This is a genomic window from Noviherbaspirillum sp. Root189 (assembly GCF_001428545.1).
Classification (GTDB): Bacteria; Pseudomonadota; Gammaproteobacteria; order Burkholderiales; family Burkholderiaceae_D; genus Noviherbaspirillum.
Genome location: NZ_LMHZ01000028.1, coordinates 16,882 through 37,388 on the forward strand (window position 1 = coordinate 16,882; position 20,507 = coordinate 37,388).

The 20,507-nt window shown below is 56.0% G+C and carries 16 protein-coding genes and 3 pseudogenes; 14 read left to right on the top strand and 5 right to left on the bottom strand.

Annotated elements, in window-relative coordinates; translation table 11 throughout:
- The first annotated feature begins 5 nt into the window (after positions 1 to 5).
- The 7 genes from ASE07_RS17210 (at position 6) to ASE07_RS17240 (ending at position 9,489) form a co-directional block, all read left to right on the top strand.
- The gene (locus ASE07_RS17210) at positions 6 to 983 is read left to right on the top strand and encodes an ABC transporter ATP-binding protein (protein WP_057292070.1); all 978 of its coding nucleotides are present in this window, start codon (positions 6 to 8) and stop codon (positions 981 to 983) included.
- Complete coding sequence (locus ASE07_RS17215; RefSeq protein ID WP_057292092.1) at positions 955 to 2,019, top strand: ABC transporter ATP-binding protein; 1,065 nt, start codon at positions 955 to 957, stop codon at positions 2,017 to 2,019. The genes ASE07_RS17210 and ASE07_RS17215 overlap by 29 nt, the downstream gene beginning before the upstream one ends.
- 112 nt (positions 2,020 to 2,131) lie before the next feature.
- On the top strand, positions 2,132 to 3,673 hold the full coding sequence (locus tag ASE07_RS17220; RefSeq protein ID WP_057292071.1) for a class I adenylate-forming enzyme family protein: 1,542 nt from the start codon (positions 2,132 to 2,134) through the stop codon (positions 3,671 to 3,673).
- A 112-nt stretch (positions 3,674 to 3,785) separates the two neighbouring features.
- Positions 3,786 to 5,876 carry a 3-hydroxyacyl-CoA dehydrogenase NAD-binding domain-containing protein gene (locus ASE07_RS17225; protein WP_057292072.1) on the top strand — a complete coding sequence of 697 codons (2,091 nt, stop codon included), beginning with the start codon at positions 3,786 to 3,788 and terminating at the stop codon, positions 5,874 to 5,876.
- Positions 5,877 to 5,894: 18 nt separating this feature from the next.
- Positions 5,895 to 7,070 carry an acetyl-CoA C-acyltransferase gene (locus ASE07_RS17230; protein WP_057292073.1) on the top strand — a complete coding sequence of 392 codons (1,176 nt, stop codon included), beginning with the start codon at positions 5,895 to 5,897 and terminating at the stop codon, positions 7,068 to 7,070.
- A 252-nt stretch (positions 7,071 to 7,322) separates the two neighbouring features.
- A complete protein-coding gene (locus ASE07_RS17235; protein ID WP_057292074.1) occupies positions 7,323 to 8,531 on the top strand; it encodes a TetR/AcrR family transcriptional regulator in 1,209 nt (402 codons plus the stop codon).
- Positions 8,532 to 8,679: 148 nt separating this feature from the next.
- Positions 8,680 to 9,489, top strand: a complete 810-nt coding sequence (locus ASE07_RS17240; protein ID WP_057292075.1) for an SDR family NAD(P)-dependent oxidoreductase — start codon at positions 8,680 to 8,682, stop codon at positions 9,487 to 9,489.
- Between the two features lie 25 nt (positions 9,490 to 9,514).
- Here ASE07_RS17240 and ASE07_RS30725 read toward each other — a convergent pair.
- The 4 genes and pseudogenes from ASE07_RS30725 to ASE07_RS17250 all read right to left on the bottom strand — a co-directional run.
- Positions 9,515 to 9,855 (bottom strand): annotated as a pseudogene (locus ASE07_RS30725) (DDE-type integrase/transposase/recombinase); the annotation flags it as partial.
- Positions 9,801 to 10,337 carry a PAS domain-containing protein gene (locus ASE07_RS17245; protein WP_057292076.1) on the bottom strand — a complete coding sequence of 179 codons (537 nt, stop codon included), beginning with the start codon at positions 10,335 to 10,337 and terminating at the stop codon, positions 9,801 to 9,803. The pseudogene ASE07_RS30725 and the gene ASE07_RS17245, both read right to left, overlap by 55 nt.
- Before the next feature lie 769 nt (positions 10,338 to 11,106).
- Positions 11,107 to 11,389, bottom strand: a pseudogene (locus tag ASE07_RS29820) (IS3 family transposase); the annotation flags it as partial.
- A gap of 319 nt (positions 11,390 to 11,708) precedes the next feature.
- The gene (locus ASE07_RS17250) at positions 11,709 to 12,746 is read right to left on the bottom strand and encodes a GlxA family transcriptional regulator (protein WP_057292077.1); all 1,038 of its coding nucleotides are present in this window, start codon (positions 12,744 to 12,746) and stop codon (positions 11,709 to 11,711) included.
- 158 nt (positions 12,747 to 12,904) lie between these two features.
- Between ASE07_RS17250 and ASE07_RS17255 the strand changes: the two genes are divergently transcribed.
- Entirely contained in the window at positions 12,905 to 13,972 is a 1,068-nt protein-coding gene (locus ASE07_RS17255; RefSeq protein WP_057292078.1) for a class I SAM-dependent methyltransferase, read from the top strand.
- 124 nt (positions 13,973 to 14,096) lie between these two features.
- Positions 14,097 to 14,387, top strand: a complete 291-nt coding sequence (locus tag ASE07_RS17260) for a DUF4148 domain-containing protein (RefSeq protein ID WP_057292079.1) — start codon at positions 14,097 to 14,099, stop codon at positions 14,385 to 14,387.
- A 149-nt stretch (positions 14,388 to 14,536) separates the two neighbouring features.
- Here ASE07_RS17260 and ASE07_RS17265 read toward each other — a convergent pair whose 3' ends face one another.
- Entirely contained in the window at positions 14,537 to 15,193 is a 657-nt protein-coding gene (locus tag ASE07_RS17265; protein WP_082584227.1) for an IS6 family transposase, read from the bottom strand.
- A 41-nt stretch (positions 15,194 to 15,234) separates the two neighbouring features.
- Here ASE07_RS17265 and ASE07_RS17270 point away from each other — a divergent pair.
- From ASE07_RS17270 to ASE07_RS17290, 5 genes and pseudogenes are all read left to right on the top strand, one after another.
- A pseudogene (locus ASE07_RS17270) lies at positions 15,235 to 15,932 on the top strand (IS6 family transposase).
- A gap of 677 nt (positions 15,933 to 16,609) precedes the next feature.
- Positions 16,610 to 17,494, top strand: a complete 885-nt coding sequence (locus ASE07_RS17275; RefSeq protein ID WP_057292081.1) for a TauD/TfdA dioxygenase family protein — start codon at positions 16,610 to 16,612, stop codon at positions 17,492 to 17,494.
- A 163-nt stretch (positions 17,495 to 17,657) separates the two neighbouring features.
- Positions 17,658 to 18,704 carry an ABC transporter substrate-binding protein gene (locus ASE07_RS17280; RefSeq protein WP_057292082.1) on the top strand — a complete coding sequence of 349 codons (1,047 nt, stop codon included), beginning with the start codon at positions 17,658 to 17,660 and terminating at the stop codon, positions 18,702 to 18,704.
- Positions 18,705 to 18,731: 27 nt separating this feature from the next.
- Positions 18,732 to 19,622 (top strand): ABC transporter ATP-binding protein, encoded by an 891-nt coding sequence (locus ASE07_RS17285; protein ID WP_082584223.1) that lies wholly within the window; start codon positions 18,732 to 18,734, stop codon positions 19,620 to 19,622.
- Complete coding sequence (locus ASE07_RS17290) at positions 19,619 to 20,494, top strand: ABC transporter permease (protein WP_057292084.1); 876 nt, start codon at positions 19,619 to 19,621, stop codon at positions 20,492 to 20,494. Before ASE07_RS17285 ends, ASE07_RS17290 begins: the two co-directional genes overlap by 4 nt.
- The last annotated feature ends 13 nt before the right edge of the window (positions 20,495 to 20,507 follow it).

Genomic DNA, 20,507 nt, shown 5'->3' on the forward strand with positions numbered 1-20,507 from the left:
AATGAGTGAAAGAGTCTTTGTTATCTGTACGTGGTCTTACCACGAGCTTCCGCACCGATCGCGGCAAGGTCACGGCGGTCGATGACGTATCGTTTGATGTCGCTCCCGGCGAGACTTTGGCCATCGTCGGGGAGTCCGGCTCTGGAAAGAGCGTAACGGCGCTGTCCATCCTGCGGTTGCTTCCTGATCCGCCTGGTCGGATCGAGGGCGGCCAGATTCTGTTCGAGGAGAAAGACCTCGCGAAATTGAGCGACCGCGAAATCCGAAGCATCCGTGGCGACCGCATCGCGATGATCTTCCAGGAGCCAATGTCCTCGCTGAACCCGACGCTTTCGGTCGGCATGCAAATCGCGGAACCTATGAATCTCCATAGGAAGACGCCTTGGAGCAAGGCACTGGACGCGGCAAGGGAACTGCTGAACCGCGTACGTATTCCCGATGCAGCAAGCAAGGTCAATGCGTGGCCTCACCAGTTTTCTGGAGGACAGCGCCAGCGGGCGATGATCGCCATGGCGCTCGCTTGCAAGCCGAGACTGATCATCGCAGACGAACCGACGACGGCGCTCGACGTGACGGTGCAAGCCCAGATTCTTGATCTGCTGAAGGAAATCACACGAGAGACAAAAGCCGCGCTCATCCTGATTACCCACGATCTCGGGGTTGTCGCTCGTTACGCTGACAAGGTTGCGGTGATGTACGGTGGCCGTATCATCGAGCAGGCATCCGCCGAAGAGCTGTACGCCCATCCGAAGCACCCGTACACCGTTGGGCTTCTGGCATCGGTACCGCGCCTGGATAGCGATGTCAACCAACGTCTCGTGCCGATCGAAGGGTCGCCCCCCGATCTTGCCGCGCTTCCTGTCGGCTGCGCATTCGCGCCGAGATGCCGTTGGGCCGGGCCGGACTGCATAGAACGCCGGCCTCCTCTAATCGAGGTGGGCGACAACCACCTCAATGCCTGTTTCCGAAATGATCTCAACTGATAACACTCGCGACGACGTCATTTTAAGCGTCGAGGATCTGAAAGTGCATATTCCGCTGCATGACGGTGCCATCCTGCGCAAGCAGGTCGGCTCGATCAAGGCCGTGGACGGCGTGTCGTTCACTGTAAAGCGCGGCGAGACGCTGGGCCTGGTCGGCGAATCGGGATGTGGCAAGTCCACCACGGGATTGACTGTATTGCGCATGCAGGCGCAGACGTCCGGCCGGATTGTCTTTGAAGGGAAGGACATAACGAAAAAGCGGACGGGAAACGAATTCCGCCGCCGCATGCAGATGGTCTATCAAGATCCGTATGGGTCGCTTAATCCACGCATGAAAGTTCGCGACCTCGTCGGCGAGCCTCTCGTGGTGCACCGGGCAACGTCGAGCCGAGCCGAGTACGACGAACGGGTCGCGGAACTGTTGGCAACGGTAGGTTTACTCCCGTACATGGCCGAGCGTTATCCCCACGAGTTCTCCGGTGGTCAGCGCCAGCGCATTGCGATCGCGCGTGCGCTCGCGTTAAACCCAAGCCTGATCATTTGCGACGAGCCGGTTTCCGCGCTGGACGTTTCCATTCAGGCACAAGTGGTTAACGTGCTTATAGACCTGCAACAGCGCCTCGGATTGTCGTACATCTTCATTGCGCACGACCTCGCAGTTGTGCGCCATATAAGTCATCGCGTTGCGGTGATGTACCTGGGACGGATCGTCGAAATTGGGTCGAGAAAAGACCTCTACGAGCGGCCTATGCATCCATACACCCAGGCGCTCATGTCGGCTGTACCTGTTGCGGATCCCAAGGTCGAGAAAACGCGGCCGCGCATTGTTGTTCGTGGAGAGGTGCCCAGCGCCCTTCGTCCACCGAGCGGATGCCGTTTCCATCCGCGCTGCCCGCAGGCGATGGAGATCTGCAAGACGCAGGACCCGTTGATGACAGACCATGGCGATGGTCGTGGTGTGGCCTGCCACTTGTACGGTGCGCCGGGTTCCCAGGCGGTAACCGTGGGTGAAACCTGGAGCGCCGTGACGAAATGAGCCGGAAAGCAAGCATGCAGCGACGGCAATCTGAGCGCGATGGCGTCAGATACACCCTAACTTGCAGCCAAAGCACATCAATACCTTACACCCCAGCCATCTTCGCCAGATCATGACCGATACCAACCCTTTGCCCTTCCGCGCCATCGCTGACCTTGTACGCGAACTCGCCCAGCGACAGCCCCAGCATGTAGCGTTGATCCAAGACAACAAGACACTCAACTACGCTGAGCTCGACGTGTTGATGGATCGCATTGCCGTCGCCCTTCAGCGAGACGGTGTGCATCCAACGCGCGCTGTTGCAATCTGCGCGCTTAACTCGATACAGTATGCCGCCGTGTTCCTCGGTGTACTTCGTGCAGGCGCTGTTCCTGTCCCGCTGGCGCCAAGCTCGACGCCTGAGCAGTTGCGGGCGATGACCGCCGACAGCGGGGCGACGCACCTGTTTCTCGATGCAGGCGTCGCGCAGCACCTTGGCCCGGCGCACCCCGAGGACCCGAGACGGGTCGCGCTCGATGAATCAGCGGCCGGAGAATCGTTTGCTTCCTGGCTGGCCCCCTCTGGTGTATGCCCGAACCTGGTCACGGTCGAGCCTGATTGGTCGTTCAACATCATCTATTCGTCTGGTACGACTGGCGTTCCGAAGGGCATTGTGCATTCGCACGATATGCGCTGGATGCAGGTGCAGCGCGCCGAAAACTGGGGCTTCACGCCTGACTGCGTGACACTGCTCTCGACGCCGTTGTATTCCAACACCACTCTTGTCGCGTTCCTTCCGACCGTCGCCAAAGGGGGGACTGTTGTGCTGCAGTCGAAGTTCGACGCCGAGAATTATCTGGAGCTTGCTGAACGTCTTCGCGTCACACACACGATGTTGGTTCCTGTGCAGTATGCGCGGCTGATGGCGCATCCTCGCTTCGACCAATTTGACTTGTCGAGCTTTACGTACAAGTTTTGTACCAGCGCACCATTCCACGCCGCGCTCAAAGCGGATGTTCTGGCCCGTTGGCCTGGTCGGCTCATCGAGATCTATGGCATGACGGAAGGCGCAGGTAGCTGCGTGCTGTTCGCGCACGATTTCCCCAACAAGTTGCATACCGTAGGTCGGCCTGGTGAGGGTAGCGACATCAGGTTGATCGACGAGCAGGGGAACGAGGTTGCACAGGGAGAGAGCGGCGAGATAGTCGGGCGTTCCGGAGCAATGATGAGCGGCTATCACAACAAGCCGTCCAAGACTGCAGAGGCGCAATGGGTTTCGCCGGAGGGCCTGCGGTTCATCCGCACCGGCGATGTCGGCCGTTTTGACGCCGACGGCTTTCTCATTCTTGGAGACCGCAAGAAGGACATGATCATCAGTGGCGGTTTCAACGTGTACCCAAGCGACCTGGAGGCGGTAATGCGAGATCACCCGGCAGTCGCCGACGTCTCTGTTGTAGGGGTGCCATCCGATGCGTGGGGAGAAACGCCTGTGGCCTACGTCGTTCTGAAGCCTCACGCAGAAGTTGACGCCGAGGCAATCAGGACCTGGACGAATGCGCGGCTCGGCAAGCATCAGCGAGTTTCGGACGTGTGTTTCATCGACGCGTTGCCGCGCAGCGCAATTGGCAAGGTGCTCAAGCGAGACTTGCGTGAACTGTACGGAGAGTCAAACTGAATTGTCGTTACCTTTCGTGCACGACTTAAGTGGAAATACAGGAACACACTCATGCCGGAATGTGGGCAAGAGATATCTTTAACTTTAACCCGAAAACTTTCGAACAATGAACATGACGCCATATCAAGTCCACGGTGAGGTTGCCATCATCCGGACTGTCCAGCCGCCGTTGCACGCGTTAGACGCGGCTGCCCGGAGCGCAATCCTCGCCGGCGTGCGCGCTGCCGAATCGGATGAGGCCATTAAGGCAATTGTCCTTATCGGTACCGATGCGGCCTCCCCGGGAAAGGGAGAGATTACCGAGGTGAAGAGCCAATTCGGCTTTGAGGAACCCTCTCTTGGCACTCTCATCTCGTACATTGAAACGAGCACCAAGCCGGTGATAGCGGCTATTGGCGGATTGTGCATGGGGGGCGGGTTCGAACTCGCATTGGGTTGTCACTTCCGTTTCGCCTCCGCTGGCGCTCGCGTCGCAATGCCCGAGGTAAAGATAGGTCTTTGCCCAAGCGGCGGTGGCTCGCAAAGGCTGCCACGGCTGATCGGCCTTGAGGCTGCCCTCAACGTGATCATCTCCGGCGAAGCCGTGCCGGCCGGAATGCTGCGCGACACTCCTCTGTTTGACGGAATTACCGAAGGGGATCTGTTGCAGGACACTTTGGCATTCACTGAAAATGTCGTCTCCGACAAGCTTGCGCTCAAGCGTGCCCGCGACCAAAAGGTAAGGCACGCCAAGCCTGACGCCTTCTTGCTTCTCGTGCGCAATAGCCTGGGCGCAGCCACGAAGAACTACCCTGCGCCGCTCGCATGCGTGGACGCGGTAGAGGCATCGCTTGGGGACTTCGATGCCGGTATCAAGAAGGAGAAAAAAATATTCTTGGATCTGCTCTCCAGCGACGAGGCAAAAGCCTTGCGCCACCTCCATTTTGCGGAGCGCAAAGCGCCCCATATCGACGGACTGTCTGAAGGAGTTGTGCCGCGTCCCGTCACCTCTGTCGGCATAGTGGGCGCTGGCACCATGGGGGCGGGCATTGCGATCAACTTTCTTCTTGCCGGCATTCCTGCAACCATCGTGGAGACCAAGCAAGAATCACTCGATCGTGGCGTGCAGCACATCCAGAGCTTCTTTGAGGCACGCGTCAAGAAGGGGAAGATGCAGGCCGATGAGGCGAGCAGGCTTGCGGCTCTGCTCAAGCCGACGCTTAGCTTCGCGGACTTGTCAAATGCCGATCTGGTGATCGAGGCGGTGTTCGAGGATATGGAGGTAAAGAAGACTGTCTTCCAAAAGCTCGATGAAATTTGCAAGCCGGGCGCGATCCTGGCATCCAATACATCGACGCTCGACGTGAACGTGATCGCGTCGTTCACCAAGCGGCCCATGGATGTCCTTGGCGCGCATTTCTTCAGCCCGGCCAATGTCATGAAACTCCTGGAAGTGGTGCGTGGCGACAAGACGGCTGACGACGTGCTACTGACAATCATGCTGCTGGCGAAGAAAATCAAGAAAATCGCAGTCGTTTCCGGAGTCTGTGACGGATTCATCGGCAACCGCATGATCGGTGGCTATAGCAGCGAGGCGGCCAAGCTGCTTGAAGAGGGCGCTACCGTCCAGCAGGTGGACGGCGCGCTGGAGAAGTTCGGCATGGCCATGGGGCCTTTCAGAATGAGCGACTTGGCCGGGAATGACATTGGCTGGGCAATTCGAAAGCGCATTCGTGCGGAGCGGCCTGAAATGAAGATGCCCACTACGGCGATGTTGGCCGACAAGTTGTGCGAGCTGGGTCGATTTGGCCAAAAGACCGGTTCCGGTTGGTATCGCTATGAGAAGGGGGGGCGAACGCCACAGGTTGACCCGGCGGTTGGAAAGTTGGTGGAAGACCACCGCGCAACGCATGGGATCGTTCCGCGCAAGGTCAGTGACGGGGAGATTGTCCAGCGATGCATCTTTGCGCTCTCCAATGAGGGTGCGCGCATCCTTGAGGAGGGTATTGCGCAACGCGCATCGGACATTGATGTCGTCTACATCTTTGGCTATGGGTTCCCGCCTTACCGCGGCGGTCCAATGCACTATGCGGATTCGGTTGGACTGCTGAATGTCGAGCGAGCCATTGAAGGTTTCATGAAAAACGAGCAGTCCGAGCCGCGCTACGGGAGGGTTGCCTCGCTGTTGTCGCAATTCGCTATCGCAGGGAAAACCTTCAACTAATGAAAACTGGGAATTGATATGATAGACGCAGTGATAGTTTCAACCGCCCGCACTCCTTTGGCAAAATCCTGGCGTGGCGGGTTCAACATGACGCATGGCGCGACGCTAGCTGGACACGCCATTGAGCACGCAGTTAAAAGGGCCGGCATCCAGCCAGAAGAGGTAGAAGACGTCGTCTTGGGCTGCGCGCTTCAGCAAGGAGCAACCGGCCTGAATATCGGGCGGTACGCCGCGCTTCGGGCAGGGCTGCCGGTCACTGCCGGTGGCACGACCATCGACCGTCAGTGCGCGTCCGGCTTGCAGGCCATCGCGGTTGCGGCCCAGCGCGTGATCGTTGATGGCGTCCCTGTCATGGTTGCGGGTGGAGTGGAATCCATTTCTTGCGTTCAGGCCAGCGTAAATACCAAGTACATCAAGGATGAATGGGTGGCCGAGCATCGGCCCAGCTATTTTATGTCCATGCTTGAAACGGCGGAAACAGTGGCAAATCGCTACGGCATCTCCAAAGATGAGCAAGATGCATACGGCCTGCGGAGCCAGCAACGGGCAGCGGTTGCACAAGCTGCAGGGCTGTTCAAGCAGGAAATCGCGCCTATCGCCGTGACCATGGGCGTGAGCGATCCGCGTACCGGATTCTCAAGCAAGCAAGTGACCGTGAGTGAGGACGAAGGTATCCGGGCAGATACTACGATTGAAGGTCTCCAGAGGATTCGGCCCGCCATGGCTGGCGGGGTCATCACTGCAGGGAATGCCAGTCAGTTCTCTGACGGCGCTTCTGCCGTGGTGGTCATGAACTCCAGGCTCGCCGAGCAGCGAGGCCTGCAGCCGCTTGGCATTTTCCGCGGCTTGGCCACGGCCGGCTGCGAGCCGGATGAAATGGGAATCGGCCCCGTATTCGCGATTCCTCGATTGCTGGAGCGTAACGGCTTAAAGATGTCTGACATTGACCTTTGGGAGCTGAACGAAGCCTTCGCGGTGCAGGTGCTCTACTGTCGAGACAAACTCGGCATCCCTGACGAACGCTTGAACGTCAACGGCGGCGCGATCGCATTGGGCCACCCCTACGGCATGTCCGGTGCGCGGCTGGTGGGACATGCGCTTATCGAGGGAAAGCGACGCAAGGCGAAATATGTCGTCGTAACGATGTGTATTGGCGGCGGCATGGGAGCCGCTGGTCTGTTCGAGGTTTGCTAGGCGGGGTGCAATTCAACCGTGCAAAAAATCGGGGATGACAGGGCAGCATGAGCGCTTCTCCTGTATCTGGACTCCGGATGCCGTCACAAGTTCGGCATCCCTAGTTTCCCCACGTGCTCTAGATGGTCATGTCTTCGACTCTACTTTTCGGGAAGGAAAAAGCCAAGCACGGTAAGATGGGCGCACGGCTTCGCGAGATCGCCAGATAGCTGTGCAGCGTCCACCCATAGGTAATAGCCACTCTAAACCAGAATGAAAAAAGACTCATCAACCGCGCCCCGATATGCAAAGCGCAAACTGGAAATCGTTGCGTGTGCCACCAGGCTGATCAATAGCCGCGGATTGGGTAACTTCACAATTGCCGATGTTGCGCGCGAAATCGGCATTGTCGCCACAGGCGTTTGGTACTACTTCAAGACCAAAGATCTGCTGGCTGCAGCTTGCTACAAGCACGCCATAGAGGAATATCAGCAGCTGTTGGCAGATAGCGCGAACGCAGACAGGCCTGCTCAGCGGGTCGAGTCTTTTCTGATGCGTTTCACCGAAAGGCAGCGCAAGGTGGCGCTCGGTGAAACGCATCAGATTTGCTACTTTGACGAAATCAGCAGTCTCGAGGACCCGGACATTTTTTCCGCCTACGGAAACATGTTCCGCAGCGTACGTGGTTTGCTGGATCTGCGCCCATCCACCGAGGAGCGTGTTGGCATCAATGCACGTACCCATCTTCTTTTGTCACAGATTCTCTGGATGGCGAGCTGGATCGAAGACTACGACCCACGGGAGTATGGGCGCATCGCCAAGCGTGCACACGACATCCTTTTCAATGGGCTTGCTGCACCGGGATCCGCTTGCAACCCGGTTGTGTTGCCGTACCAGGTACTCAGGCCGCCCGTTGAGTCCTCTCCTTATGAGGCGTACCTGCAGGCGGCAACGCAACTGATCAATGAGAAGGGGGCAGCATCTGCTTCCGTCAACAACATCGCGGCCAAGCTCAATGTGACCAAGGGCGGCTTCTATCACCACATCGAGTCAAAGGAAGACCTTATTACCGCCTGCTTTGAGCGAAGCATTGAAACCATGTGGAATGTGATTGAAGCTGCAGAGGCGTCATCAGAGACTGCATTGCAAGCTTTGACCTCCATCGCAGCTACGTTGCTTCAATATAGGAATACTGCGGATGATCCCTTGCTACGCCAGCCCGCGTTGGCGACGCTCGGTGAAACGACACGAACGCACTTGAATAAAAAGTACCACCACATTGCTCAACGATTCGCGTCGCTCATTTGCGACGGCATGGTCGATGGATCGATTCGCCCACTCGACGCGAACGTGGCGTCCACCATGCTGGTCGCAACGATTATGTCGGCCGGCGATCTGCGGATATGGGTGCCGACTGTTACGGCAGAGACCGTCTTTGAACAATACGGAGTACCGATGTTCCGGGGCATCTTTCATCGCTAGATATTGACAAGCCTTCTCAAGCAGGAATGTTGGGAGCGTGGATTTTGCGCTGTCGACGGCTGTTCCTGTCCCCATCGGCCAATAGCATTCCGTAGGTGTCGATCGACTCCTTTAGCGTGCTTTCAGCCGTAATGAAGAGAACTGAGTAATGTACAACAATGAATTCGACCAAAAGGTATGTATTGTCACGGGCGCAGCATCCGGCATAGGTTTCGCGCTCGCCGAAACCCTTCTCGATGCGGGCGCCTTTGTGTGTCTGGCCGACAGAGACGAATCGGCACTTTTGACCGCAGCTTCGCGTCTGGGATCGCCTTCCAAAGTGTCGTCATTTGTCGTTGACGTCACGGATGCCCGACAAGTATCAACGCTCATTGTATTTACGCTCGAACAATCCGGCCGTATCGATTTTCTTTTCAACAATGCAGGTATCGGCGGTACTCTCCCGATCACCGAAGCCACCCTAGAGCACTGGCAGCGCATAATTGATGTAAACCTCTGGGGCGTCATCCATGGAATACATGCGGTTCTGCCTGTGATGCGGCAGCAGGGAGCGGGGCATATTGTCAATACCGCGTCTATTTCAGGTCTACTCCCTATTCCAGGGCAGGCTCTCTACAACACTACAAAATACGCTATTGTCGGATTGAGCGAAAGCCTTCGCATCGAGCTCAAGTCCGAGAACATTGCCGTTAGCGTTGCATGTCCAGGGCCAGTAGCATCAAGCATCTGGGGAAAACCGATTATTGGAGCTCGCACAGACCGCCAGGCACCTGCGACTGCCGTAACTCCGCAATCGGCAGCCTTGGCAATTCTCTCCGACATTACACGGGCGCCAGGTATCATTGTCTTCCCATCGCGCGATCTGTGGGGCTGGAGGATGTACCGCTGGGTTCCAGCTTTGGTTGAACGAGCGCTACGCCTTTTGAGAGGTACTGGTGCAAATGTCAGTAAAGAGTGAAATACGGCGTAATTCTTCGCTCCAGTCACGAGGCCAGTACCGCATACCAAACTGCAGGTACAGCTTGCCCATGAACGTTCAATGTATCGAGTAAAAACTGGCCCTTACGAAGACGGTGCACAAGCTCGATGCCGGCGATCGTCGTCGCTGCCTATTTGAAGCGTTTGAGGCCCAATATGGGCTCGATACGCATTTTCACGTGTAGAAAGGCCTTGACGGCAGCGACATTGCGGCGCGGGCTCAACCGGAACCAACTGTCCTGCCCTTTCGATCCACAGCCCGGTATAGATAGACCCATTGGTCTTTTATCTTCACATAGGTGTCATCGACGCCCCAGGAGGAACTGGCACCAGCAGCATGCCGTTTCCAGCGCTTCTCGAACTCGGGCACGAAGTAGCGCGCGCGACAACCTGGAAACGCAGGGAATTGTCGCGTTCAGCATCCTGTCTCAGCTTGCGCTCTGAAGTATCGACGCAGGTCACGGCCACGCCGGAGGCGGACGGCAGAATGTGCAACTCCTTCCATCTCTTGCGGGCTGGGTCGTACAGCTCGAAGGCGCACGGGCTCGATTGCTCGACGGCGACTCTAGCTTGGGTTTCGTATGCTGTTCCGCGCAATTGTGGGCATTCGTCCCAAATGCACTTGCCCAGCAACTCGGCGCGGGACCGTCCTAGGTATTCTTCGGTCTCCGCGTTCACATAGGTGAAATGCCAGTGCCTGTCCAGCGTGAAAAACACTTCGGTCAGGCTTTCTACCGCGCTGACCAGCTCGCTCCAGCCAGTTGGCAATGCCTGCGTTGGCTGACATCCTTCGCAGGGCAGGGAATAAGATTCACCGGTATTGTCCATGCTGTAGAGTCATGCGTTGCTTCGGCTCAACACACCTAAGATTTAGAGAAGCCTGCAAAAAAAACGGTTCCCATCCCGACGCGCGTGCACAATGAAGACAGGCACAACCGTTGCCTCAAGAAACCGGCCTTCGGACGGGAACATGCTGGACTACAATTCAGCGTTGGTAATATTCCGCTGCTTACATGTTTTTAATCAATTCCATGGCGGTTTCGGACTAAATTGGGTAGCAGGTCATCGGCTATTAATTAGTAACATTCCACAAGACGTTTCACAATTAAAACCCGCGATAAGCTGATGGGAAAGTTGCAGCATGGAGGTGCTCGCTCTCCACGGTAATGAGGCATTGATATGTCGTGACCTTACGCACCAGAATAGATTCCTCGTTATAGAGCATTTCCCTTTCCGTTAGCAGACCCTGACTATATTGACATCCATTTCGGGAGCTAAAGGAACTCAAAAACGTGCTGCGACTCCTATCATATAGGTGGTCCTTCCTTCACGGCGAAAGTAGTAATGTAGTAGTCTGATGTCATATTGAAATAGGAGTCCTTTATCAACTTGAGTAGTCTATTATTTTGTTGCGAAACAGGAGTATTTGCTCCTTGCCACAAGAAGGATTTAGGGACCACCCTTTCGTTTTGTTCCTGGTCACATCTAGCCCGGCACCTTTAAAGGCTCCGGGTTTTTATTTTCAAAACATAGATGTTGTTTGCTGTTTCATGCCGTCCCTGCTTTGGTGAAGATGACCTGCTCATCCATACTAGCAACGATAGATTCGATTGTGACCGCATTCCTCCCCCCAAATCACGCAGGTCCTCGTGTACCTTGCGATAGCCGTACACTGCTCCACTTTCCAGCCAAGATTGTTTGATGTGCCCAAACAGACGCCGGTTTTCGATACTGCGTCTGGAGGCCGGGTTTGTACGCCAGACGTAATAACCGCTCAGATGCACAACCATCATCTTGCACAGCCGTCGTATTGAATGCTGTGCTTCATGTGCGCGGATGAATGCGTACGTCACCCGGACGTCTTGGCAAAGTACGCGGCGGTAGATTCAACCGGTCAATTCAACGACTCGACGAGTTTATCTATCGGCGTAATAAAAGCAAGCGTCTTTCTAGGACGTGTATTGAGCTTGCAAGCGATGCCGTCAAGGTCGGCTTGGGAATACGCAGATAGGTCAGTACCATCTGGAAGATACTGGTTGGGGAACAGCAGCTCGCACCAGATCACAACCGGGTTGTAGCGAGATGGATTGGCCGATTCCAATATCAGAATGTTTTGGAATGTCTTGAAAAGTAGACGATCAGCTGATGATCTGTTTGATGGGAATATCAGAAAGCCTTAATCTGCTTTACGCGGAGATGCTACGGGCGTGCGAAATCTGGGATGCGAAAGCGCTTGCGATAGGCGCCGGGCGCCAGTCCGGTCGTGCGCTTGAACAGGCGACGGAAGAAGGCAGGATCCTCGTAACCGACCCGCCAGCTGATCTCGTCAATGGAGGCTTCGGTTCGCTCAAGCCTGCGCTTGGCATCTTCAATCCGCAGGCGTTGGACATAATCAAGCGGGGCGAAACCGGTCGCATGCGTGAAGCGCCGCTTGAAGGTGCGTTCGGCTAGCCGCGAGCGCTGAATCATCTCTTCCACTGGGTGGGCAACCGAGAAATGCTTGTCCAGCCATTGCTGCGCACTTTGGATATCCCCATCGCCATGATCACGCTTGCCTTCGAAAACGAGATAGGGAGTAAGTCCGTCCTGGTGCCACTGCAGTGCGAAGAGACGTGCGACCTCCTGTGCAGCGGTCGCACCGGCGTAACGCGCAATAAGGTAAAGCACCAGGTCGTGCCAGCTCATCGACGCACCCGAGCACACCAGTTCTTCACGCACGCCAGAGATGGTAAGCACCCGTTCCGGATGAATGGGAACAGCCGGATAGGTCGCCGTGAACGCACCGGCGTAGCCATAATGAACCGTGGCGTCCTTGCCGTCGAAAAGACCCGTTTCGGCTAATAAGAAGATACCCGAGCAGGCCGAGCAGAGCACTGCTCCGCGGTCGTACATGGTGCGTAGCCAAGCGATAAGCGCGGGATAGCGGCCCTTCTTCCAGCCTGTTGGCGATAGCAGCACCGAGGGGACGATCACGATATCGGTGGCCTCAATCTCTGTGATGGCACGCTGCACGTTGACAGGCACGCCGCTTGCCAGTCCAAGCGGACCTGTCGCTTCTCCAACGATTTCAAGGCGAAACGGGACGGCTACGCCGCCGCTCGTATCCGGTACGTCCATCAGAGCGAACGCATTCATGACATCGAATATCCCCGTCAGTGTGGAGACCACCGCATCGGGCAGCGCGATAAGGCTGACATGGCGTGGATTTGATGCGGGTGAAGGCAATGGTGTGAGCATGGCAAGTCCTCTTCCTGGAGTTTCTCACTTACAAGCATTCCGACCGTGGCACAAACGAACCGATTGAGGGTGATTCCAGCACTGTCGCCGTATCGACGGGCGTGCGACTCTGTGCACGAAGTTTGAAACCGATGAAATGACGACAGGAGGCAAGAATCATGGACACATCCGTAGTTGATCAAACGAAGCTGGAAACTTTTGTTATGCGCGCCATTGACGACCTATCGGCTGGCTACGGAGGCGTGATGGTCAGCCTCGGTAGCAAGCTCGGCCTTTACAAGGCTATGGCGGGCGCAGGTCCCATTAGTCCAAAGGAGTTGGCGGCGGAAACCGGCTGTGCGGAGCGCTACTTACGCGAATGGTTGAATGCGCAAGCGGCCGGTGGCTACGTTGTTTATCACGCAGTGAGCAACACATATGAGCTTTCTCCCGAGCAGGCAATGGTGTTGGCTGATGAAGATAGTCCAGTGTACATCCCGAATGCGTGGAAAGTACCGGCATCCATGTGGTTCGACGAAGAAAAAGCCCTCGAGGCGTTCCGCACAGGCAAGGGCGTGGCATGGGGCGATCACCATGGTCGACTTCATTGTGGCGTAGCAGCGTTCTACCGTAATGCCTATCGGAAAAGTCTGGTGCCAGAGTGGCTACCCGCGCTCGAAGGGGTCGTTAAGCAACTCGATGCCGGCATTGATGTTGCTGACATCGGCTGCGGCCACGGCCACTCATCGGTGCTGATGGCGCAAGCATTTCCAAACTCACGCTTTCATGGATTCGATACGCATTCGGCCTCAATCGAAGAGGCTAGGCGTAACGCCGAGGATGCGGGCGTTGCTGCGCAGGTTGGCTTTCACAAGGCCAACGCAGTGGACTATCCCGGCAAGAACTACGGACTTATCTGTTTTTTCGACTGCCTGCACGATATGGGCAATCCGGTCGCAGCAGCAAGGCACGCAGTCGAGGCACTTGCTCCCGATGGGACGGTCATGCTGGTCGAGCCGTATGCCAACGATCGAGTCGAAGACAACAATTCGCCGGTTGCCCGACTTTACTACGCAGCCTCAACTACGCTTTGCTGTGCGCACTCCCTTTCGGAAGGAGGGCACCTCGTTCTCGGTGCACAAGCAGGAGAGGCACGTCTTCGTGAAGTGTTTCAGAAGGCAGGATTCAGACACTTTCGGCGGGCAGCCGAGACCCCGTTCAACTTAATTCTCGAAGCACGGCGCTGATGGCGCACATAAGGGGCCACAAAGCGCTTGCATGTTTGCTCAGTGAGGTCCGCTAGGTAGGTCGGGATCGAGGATGTTGTTTCGCAGCCTACGAGTCACTTAACTAACTAACTAGGAGTTGAAAATGATCATGAAACATTTGATAGCAGCAGTTGTTTTTTCTACCGCCGGGTCTGCATTCGCCGATGCAACCTATCCGTACGTCGATCATAGCAAGTTCACAGGCACCAAGACCCGCGCTGAAGTTTATGCTGAACTCGAGCGAGCCTATGCCCAAGGTGATCACATTGCCACTAACACGTCGGAATTCATCGAGTTCAACCAAGTGGATTCGACGCGCAGCCGTGAGGAAGTACACACCGAAGCGATTCGGGCTTCAAGGACCGCAGACAGAGTCTCGTGGGCCGGTAGCTAATACATAACGATCCGGTCAGGACATGTGCCTGGCCGGGGTACAAGCCTTTTTACATAAACTTTATTCTTGAGTTGCCATATGGGAAGTCTTGAGGTTTTGTCGGATTAGCGGCGAAAAGAAAATTTTAGGCGCAAGGGCATGGCGGCCTCTTATGCGGAACGGATTTTTCCTGCGAGCGCATAAAATTGCTCGGCAAAAGACAGTGCGTCGCTGCCTTTGAGATTGAGCTGGTTTTTGCGGATCGTGTGCATCAGTTCAATGTCGGCTAGGACGTTCTTGGCGGACCGAAATGACTGAAATCCGAGCATCGGTTTGGTGATGCGCTTGACCACGCGATGGTCTTGCTCGACGATGTTGTTGAGGTATTTGACCTGCCGCACCGCGATCGGAATTTTCTTGTCGTCGATGATCTGGTCGATGGCCGCTTTGTTAGCGCCGCTTTTATCGATCGTCACTTTTTCAGGAACATCGTTGTCGCGCAAGGCTTGGGCAAAGAAGCGCATGGCCGCTGCCTTGTCGCGCTTGGCTGTCAGCAGAAAGTCGACGGTTTTGCCTTCCTTGTCAACCGCACGATAAAGATATTTCCATGCACCTTTCACCTTGATGTAGGTCTCATCCATGCGCCAGCTTCTACCCACTGGACGCTTGTGTTGGCGGAAAATCTTTTCCAACAATGGCAAGAACCGCATCGCCCATCGATTGATCGAGGAATGATCAACAAACACGCCACGCTCCTGCATCATCTCTTCCAGCTGTCGATAGCTTAATGGATATGCCACGTACCACCGAATGCGGTTCTGTTGCAATAAGCCGGTTCTGCTAGAGTTGCTGGTTTGACTGCGGAAGAATGCCAATGAATGACGCCTTATGCAAAGTGCTCAAGCGATTGCACTATCCGCTGGAAGTGATGCTGACCTGCGTGCGCTGGTACGTTGCCTATCCGCTGAGCCTGCGCCACATCGAGGAGCTGATGCACGAGCGCGGCGTGTTCGTCGATCACACGACCGTCCACCGCTGGACGCTCAAGATTCTGCCAGTGCTTGCCGCGGCCTTCCGTCGCCGCAAGCGACCGGTCGGCAAAAGTTGGAGGATGGATGAGACCTATGTGCTGGTCGGCGGACAATGGAAGTATCTGTATCGCGCTGTCGACGCGATGGTGCCACCGTCGACTTCCTGCTGACTGCCAAACGCGATATGGCTGCGGCACGCCGCTTCCTGGAACGCGCCATCGGCCAGCATGGCCTGCCCGACAAGATCACCATCGACAAAAGCGGCGCCAACACGGCCGCCATCCAACGCATTCAGGCTGAAACCGGCGCGCCGGTCGAACTGCGATAGGTGAAGTATCTCAACAACATCGTGGAGCAGGATCATCGGGCCATCAAACGCATCGTCCGACCCATGCTCGGCTTCCAGTCTTTCCGTTGTGCGCGGATTTTGTTGGCCGGTATTGAGACTGTGCACATGATCAAGAAAGGGCAGCTTGAGAGCCGCGACAGGCAAGCCACGTCCGCCGCAGACCTGTTCTATTCTTTGGCCGCCTGAACGACCGGCACTGCTCACTTTCACCCGTGCCGACTTCCTTATTGCAACGGAACCTAAATTAGTTGGATCGTGCGGGTGCCGACCGAAAGGCTCGGCGTTTTGGCTGAACTCAGATACTTTATTTTAGATACGTGCGCCCGACTCGCCTACTCGGAATAAATGGCAGTAATCGTGTTGATCGGGATATTGAATTTTTCCTCCTAATCTACTGGCACGGCCTGCCTGTCAACGCTGGCTTCATATCATTAAACGTTTTTTGAAAAGCTCGGATGTGTTGTTACCGGCCCTGCAAACGTTGCCTATGCAACCGGCGTTGCCATGTCCAAAAAGCTTAATAACGTTCGTCAGGCAAGGAAGAACCGATGTTACCGTCGAGGGACGGAAGAAAGGATGGTGTCGATCGTAGTGCTGGTGGCCGTTGAGCCGTCAGCACCGCCACCAGCGATAACCATGGAATCGCTGGCTGCACGAATGCGGGTGGTGTGGGCAGGCGATACCGGCTTTTATTTATATCGTGTTTAAATTCTATTACCGTAAATGCAGTTATTGGCCTGAGGGTCAATCTGGTCCGATCGTATATTTGTAAATCGTTTATGCATAGACGCTAACATTCGTTCGCAGGTGCGATGAGGCGCAATAGAATTTCCAACATGTTCTATTGCCGATGAAGAGCCCCAATGACAACGATTGCCGATTTTCCCGAAGTTGCCTCCAGTATTCACATCAACGCGTTTCAGGCCGCGTTGGGCGCAGAGGTGCATGGCCTGGACCTGTCTCAGCCATTAAGCGAACGTGACTTCTCCCGTATTCATCGGGCTCATCTTGATCACCATGTGCTTGTATTCCGCGAGCAGCGCATCACGCCGCAACAGCAGATCGATTTCAGTCGGCGATTCGGAAAGCTTCAAGTGCATGTGCTGCGCCAATTCCAGTTGTCTGGCCATCCTGAAATTCTGGTTGTCTCCAACATCAAGGAAAATGGCCAGCCCATCGGACTTGGCGATGCCGGCCACTTCTGGCACTCCGACCTGTCTTACAAGGAATTGCCGAGTCTCGGATCACTGCTGCACGCGCAGGAACTGCCTGCGGAAGGCGGTGACACGCTATTTGCGAATATGCATCTTGCATGGGAGACGCTGCCTGATTATCTGAAGCGCACCGTCGAAGGGCTCACAGCAGAGCATAGCTACGTGACCAAGTATGCAGAGTTGCAGCGTCGCAGCCCATGGCGGCCAAACCTGACGGAACAACAGATTGCGGAGGTCAAGCCGGTTACACATCCGGTGGTACGCACGCATCCGGAAACCGGGCGCAAGGCACTTTTTATCAGCGAGCACTTTACCCCACGTATCGTTGGCCTGCCAGAAGATGAAAGCCGGGAACTGCTCGATACCTTGTTTGCTCACAGCGTCAAGCCGGAGCACATCTATCGACATCAGTGGCAGAAGCATGACCTCGTTTTCTGGGACAACAGATCCCTGATGCATCTCGCCGCCGGTTGCCCCGAACAGCAGCGCCGCAAACTGTACCGGACAACTATCGAAGGCGATGCTCCGTTCTAGAACAAGATAACGCGTCTGATGGAAAGCTATGGCGCGATAGTGCCACTTCGGCATAAACACGGTGGCAACCGCAAGGGAGTCCTTACGCCAGAAACGATAGCTTCACGCTTCCTGCTACGCGCAGCGTGCGCTTTTGACTATAAAAATATTTTTAAGGGGTTATATGTATCACTTTGTAGACCGAACTGTATCGGCAGCCCACCGGGTGCTGTCAGTCCTTACTGTTAGCGCAAGCATACTGACTGTCGGCATCACCGCCGTCGCCCCTGTACACGCCGAAGGACGTATCCGCATTGCTGAACAGTTCGGCGTCGTATACATGTTGCTCAATGTCGCACAGGAACAAAAACTGATTGAGAAGCACGGTAAGAAGAAGGGCGTCGACATACAGGTAGAGTGGGCCCGACTATCGGGCGGCGCTTCGGTAAACGATGCACTGCTGTCCGGGTCCATTGATGTCGCCGCCGCAGGAGTGGGACCATTGCTGACGATGTGGGACCGTACGGCGGGCAAGCAAAACGTCAAGGCTATCGCCTCGCTAGGTAACTTTCCCTACTATCTCGTCACCAATAATCCCAATGTCAAAACCATAGCGGACTTTACCGAAAAAGATCGTATCGCGCTGCCTGCGGTGACCGTTTCCGTGCAGGCCCGCATCCTGCAGATGGCGGCGGCCAAACAATGGGGTGACAAGGAATATGCACGGCTCGACAAGGTGACCCAGGCACTGCCCCATCCCGATGCAGCAGCGGCGATCATCAGTGGCCGTACCGAGATTACCGGTCACTTCGGCAACCCGCCGTTCCAGGATCAGGAGTTGGCGCAAAACCCGAAGGCTCGCGTGGTGTTGAACTCGTACGACGTGCTGGGCGGACCGAGTTCGGCCACGGTACTTTACGCGACAGAAAAATTCCGTAACGAAAATCCAAAGACCTATGCTGCCTTTGTAGAAGCCCTGGCGGAGGCTGCGCAGTTTGTAACGGCGAATCCGGAAGCTGCGGCCGACATTTATCTGAAGGTAAACAACAGCAATATCGATCGCAATCTGCTGTTGAAGGTGCTGACCAACCCGCAGGTGCAGTTCAAGATCACACCGCAAAACACATTCGGCCTCGCACAGTTCCTGCATCGCATCGGCGCAATCAAGAACCAGCCGAAAAGCTGGCGTGACTATTTCTTTGATGACCCGAACACAGCGCAAGGCAGCTGAACTTATTTTTCTTTCCCCGGATATGACATGAGTGTTCATTCTTTACAAATGGCCGGGCGCGCGCCGTCCGACGTGCGGGAGGCAGGCAAACCATTGCTGGAGGTGTCAGGCCTCACGCTGGAGTACCGCACCGACGATCGTGTGGTCCGTGCAACGCATCGCGTCAGTTTTGATGTGCACCGCGGCGACCGTTATGTGTTATTGGGTCCGTCGGGCTGCGGCAAGTCCAGCCTGTTGAAGTCCGTCGCTGGATTCATTCCGCCACGAGAGGGCAGCATTCTGCTGGATGGCCGGCCGGTGACAGGGCCATGGCCCGACAGGATCGTGGTTTTTCAGGAGTTCGACCAGCTCGCGCCCTGGAAGACCGTCAAGGAGAACGTCATGTTTTCACTGACGGCCAGCAAACGAGCCACACGCAAGGAGGCACAGGCACATGCGCTGCATTGGCTGAACAAGGTTGGACTGAGCGGATTCGAAGATGCCTATCCACATACTCTCTCCGGCGGCATGAAACAACGGGTGGCCATTGCGCGCGCACTCGCCATGCAGCCGGATATATTGCTCATGGATGAGCCTTTTGCCGCACTCGATGCGTTGACACGCCGAAAAATGCAGGAAGAGTTGCAAATCCTGTGGGATGAGGCGCGATTCACGATGTTGTTCGTTACGCATTCCATTGAGGAAGCATTAATCATCGGTAACCGTGTATTGTTGCTGTCGCCCCATCCAGGCCGTGTGCGTGCCGAGCTCAACAGCCACCAATTCGGTCTTCACAGTGCGGGAAGCGAGGAGTTTCAGGCAGCCACGAGGCGGGTGCATCACCTGCTGTTCGAGCAGGCAGGCGAGGAACATGAAGTCTCTCAGTTTCCCCAGGTTAGGCCAAGTGCGTTAAGCCAGCGAAGGAGACAAGAACGATGAGCAGCACCCTGTTGCATCCGCCTGTGCGACCGGAATACGAGCGTGACCCGGATCCGGTAGGCGCCCTCGCGGCCGAATTGCCGCTATCCATCCTTGCGCGCATCTGGCGTCACGGCTGGCTTCGTAAATCAGTCATCCTGCTTGCATTGGCAGTGGTGTGGGAATTGATGGCGCGCTGGCAAGACAATGACCTACTGCTGCCGACCTTTCTGAATACCGCGACAGCGTTAGCCGGTGGTATCGCCAGCGGTGAGCTCTTGGCCAATGTCGGCGTGTCGCTATCGGTGCTCCTGCAAGGCTATGCCGCAGGAGTCCTGGGGGCATTTATCCTGACATCGCTTGCCGCTTCAACGCAGCTGGGACGGGATCTGCTCGAAACCTTGACCTCGATGTTCAATCCCTTGCCGGCGATTGCGCTGCTGCCGCTGGCGTTATTGTGGTTCGGACTTGGCCAGGGCAGCCTGATCTTTGTGCTGGTCCACTCTGTATTATGGCCGCTGGCGCTGAGCACCTACGCGGGTTTCCGAGGCGTGCCAGAAACACTTCGGATGGCGGGACGCAATTATGGACTGCGCGGCATCCGCCTGGTGCTGCACATACTGGTTCCTGCTGCGCTGCCATCGATCGTCTCGGGGTTGAAGATCGGCTGGGCTTTTGCATGGCGTACGCTGATCGCAGCCGAGCTGGTATTCGGTACCACATCAGGTAAGGGCGGCCTCGGCTGGTATATCTTCCAGAACCGCAACGAGCTATACACGGACAAGGTATTTGCTGGTCTGGCCATGGTCATTCTGATCGGCCTGCTGGTGGAGAACCTGGTCTTTGGCGTACTCGAACGGATAAGCTTGCGCCGCTGGGGAATGCAACGATGATGAAGTTTAAAGT

What these genes read in the sequence shown, in the direction of transcription:
- ASE07_RS17215 (WP_057292092.1), top strand. Translation starts at nt 955, where the DNA reads ATGCCTGTTTCCGAAATGATCTCAACTGATAACACTCGCGACGACGTC.
- ASE07_RS17220 (WP_057292071.1), top strand. Translation starts at nt 2,132, where the DNA reads ATGACCGATACCAACCCTTTGCCCTTCCGCGCCATCGCTGACCTTGTA.
- ASE07_RS17225 (WP_057292072.1), top strand. Translation starts at nt 3,786, where the DNA reads ATGACGCCATATCAAGTCCACGGTGAGGTTGCCATCATCCGGACTGTC.
- ASE07_RS17230 (WP_057292073.1), top strand. Translation starts at nt 5,895, where the DNA reads ATGATAGACGCAGTGATAGTTTCAACCGCCCGCACTCCTTTGGCAAAA.
- ASE07_RS17235 (WP_057292074.1), top strand. Translation starts at nt 7,323, where the DNA reads ATGAAAAAAGACTCATCAACCGCGCCCCGATATGCAAAGCGCAAACTG.
- ASE07_RS17240 (WP_057292075.1), top strand. Translation starts at nt 8,680, where the DNA reads ATGTACAACAATGAATTCGACCAAAAGGTATGTATTGTCACGGGCGCA.
- ASE07_RS17245 (WP_057292076.1), bottom strand. Translation starts at nt 10,337, where the DNA reads ATGGACAATACCGGTGAATCTTATTCCCTGCCCTGCGAAGGATGTCAG.
- ASE07_RS17250 (WP_057292077.1), bottom strand. Translation starts at nt 12,746, where the DNA reads ATGCTCACACCATTGCCTTCACCCGCATCAAATCCACGCCATGTCAGC.
- ASE07_RS17255 (WP_057292078.1), top strand. Translation starts at nt 12,905, where the DNA reads ATGGACACATCCGTAGTTGATCAAACGAAGCTGGAAACTTTTGTTATG.
- ASE07_RS17260 (WP_057292079.1), top strand. Translation starts at nt 14,097, where the DNA reads ATGATCATGAAACATTTGATAGCAGCAGTTGTTTTTTCTACCGCCGGG.
- ASE07_RS17275 (WP_057292081.1), top strand. Translation starts at nt 16,610, where the DNA reads ATGACAACGATTGCCGATTTTCCCGAAGTTGCCTCCAGTATTCACATC.
- ASE07_RS17280 (WP_057292082.1), top strand. Translation starts at nt 17,658, where the DNA reads ATGTATCACTTTGTAGACCGAACTGTATCGGCAGCCCACCGGGTGCTG.
- ASE07_RS17285 (WP_082584223.1), top strand. Translation starts at nt 18,732, where the DNA reads ATGAGTGTTCATTCTTTACAAATGGCCGGGCGCGCGCCGTCCGACGTG.
- ASE07_RS17290 (WP_057292084.1), top strand. Translation starts at nt 19,619, where the DNA reads ATGAGCAGCACCCTGTTGCATCCGCCTGTGCGACCGGAATACGAGCGT.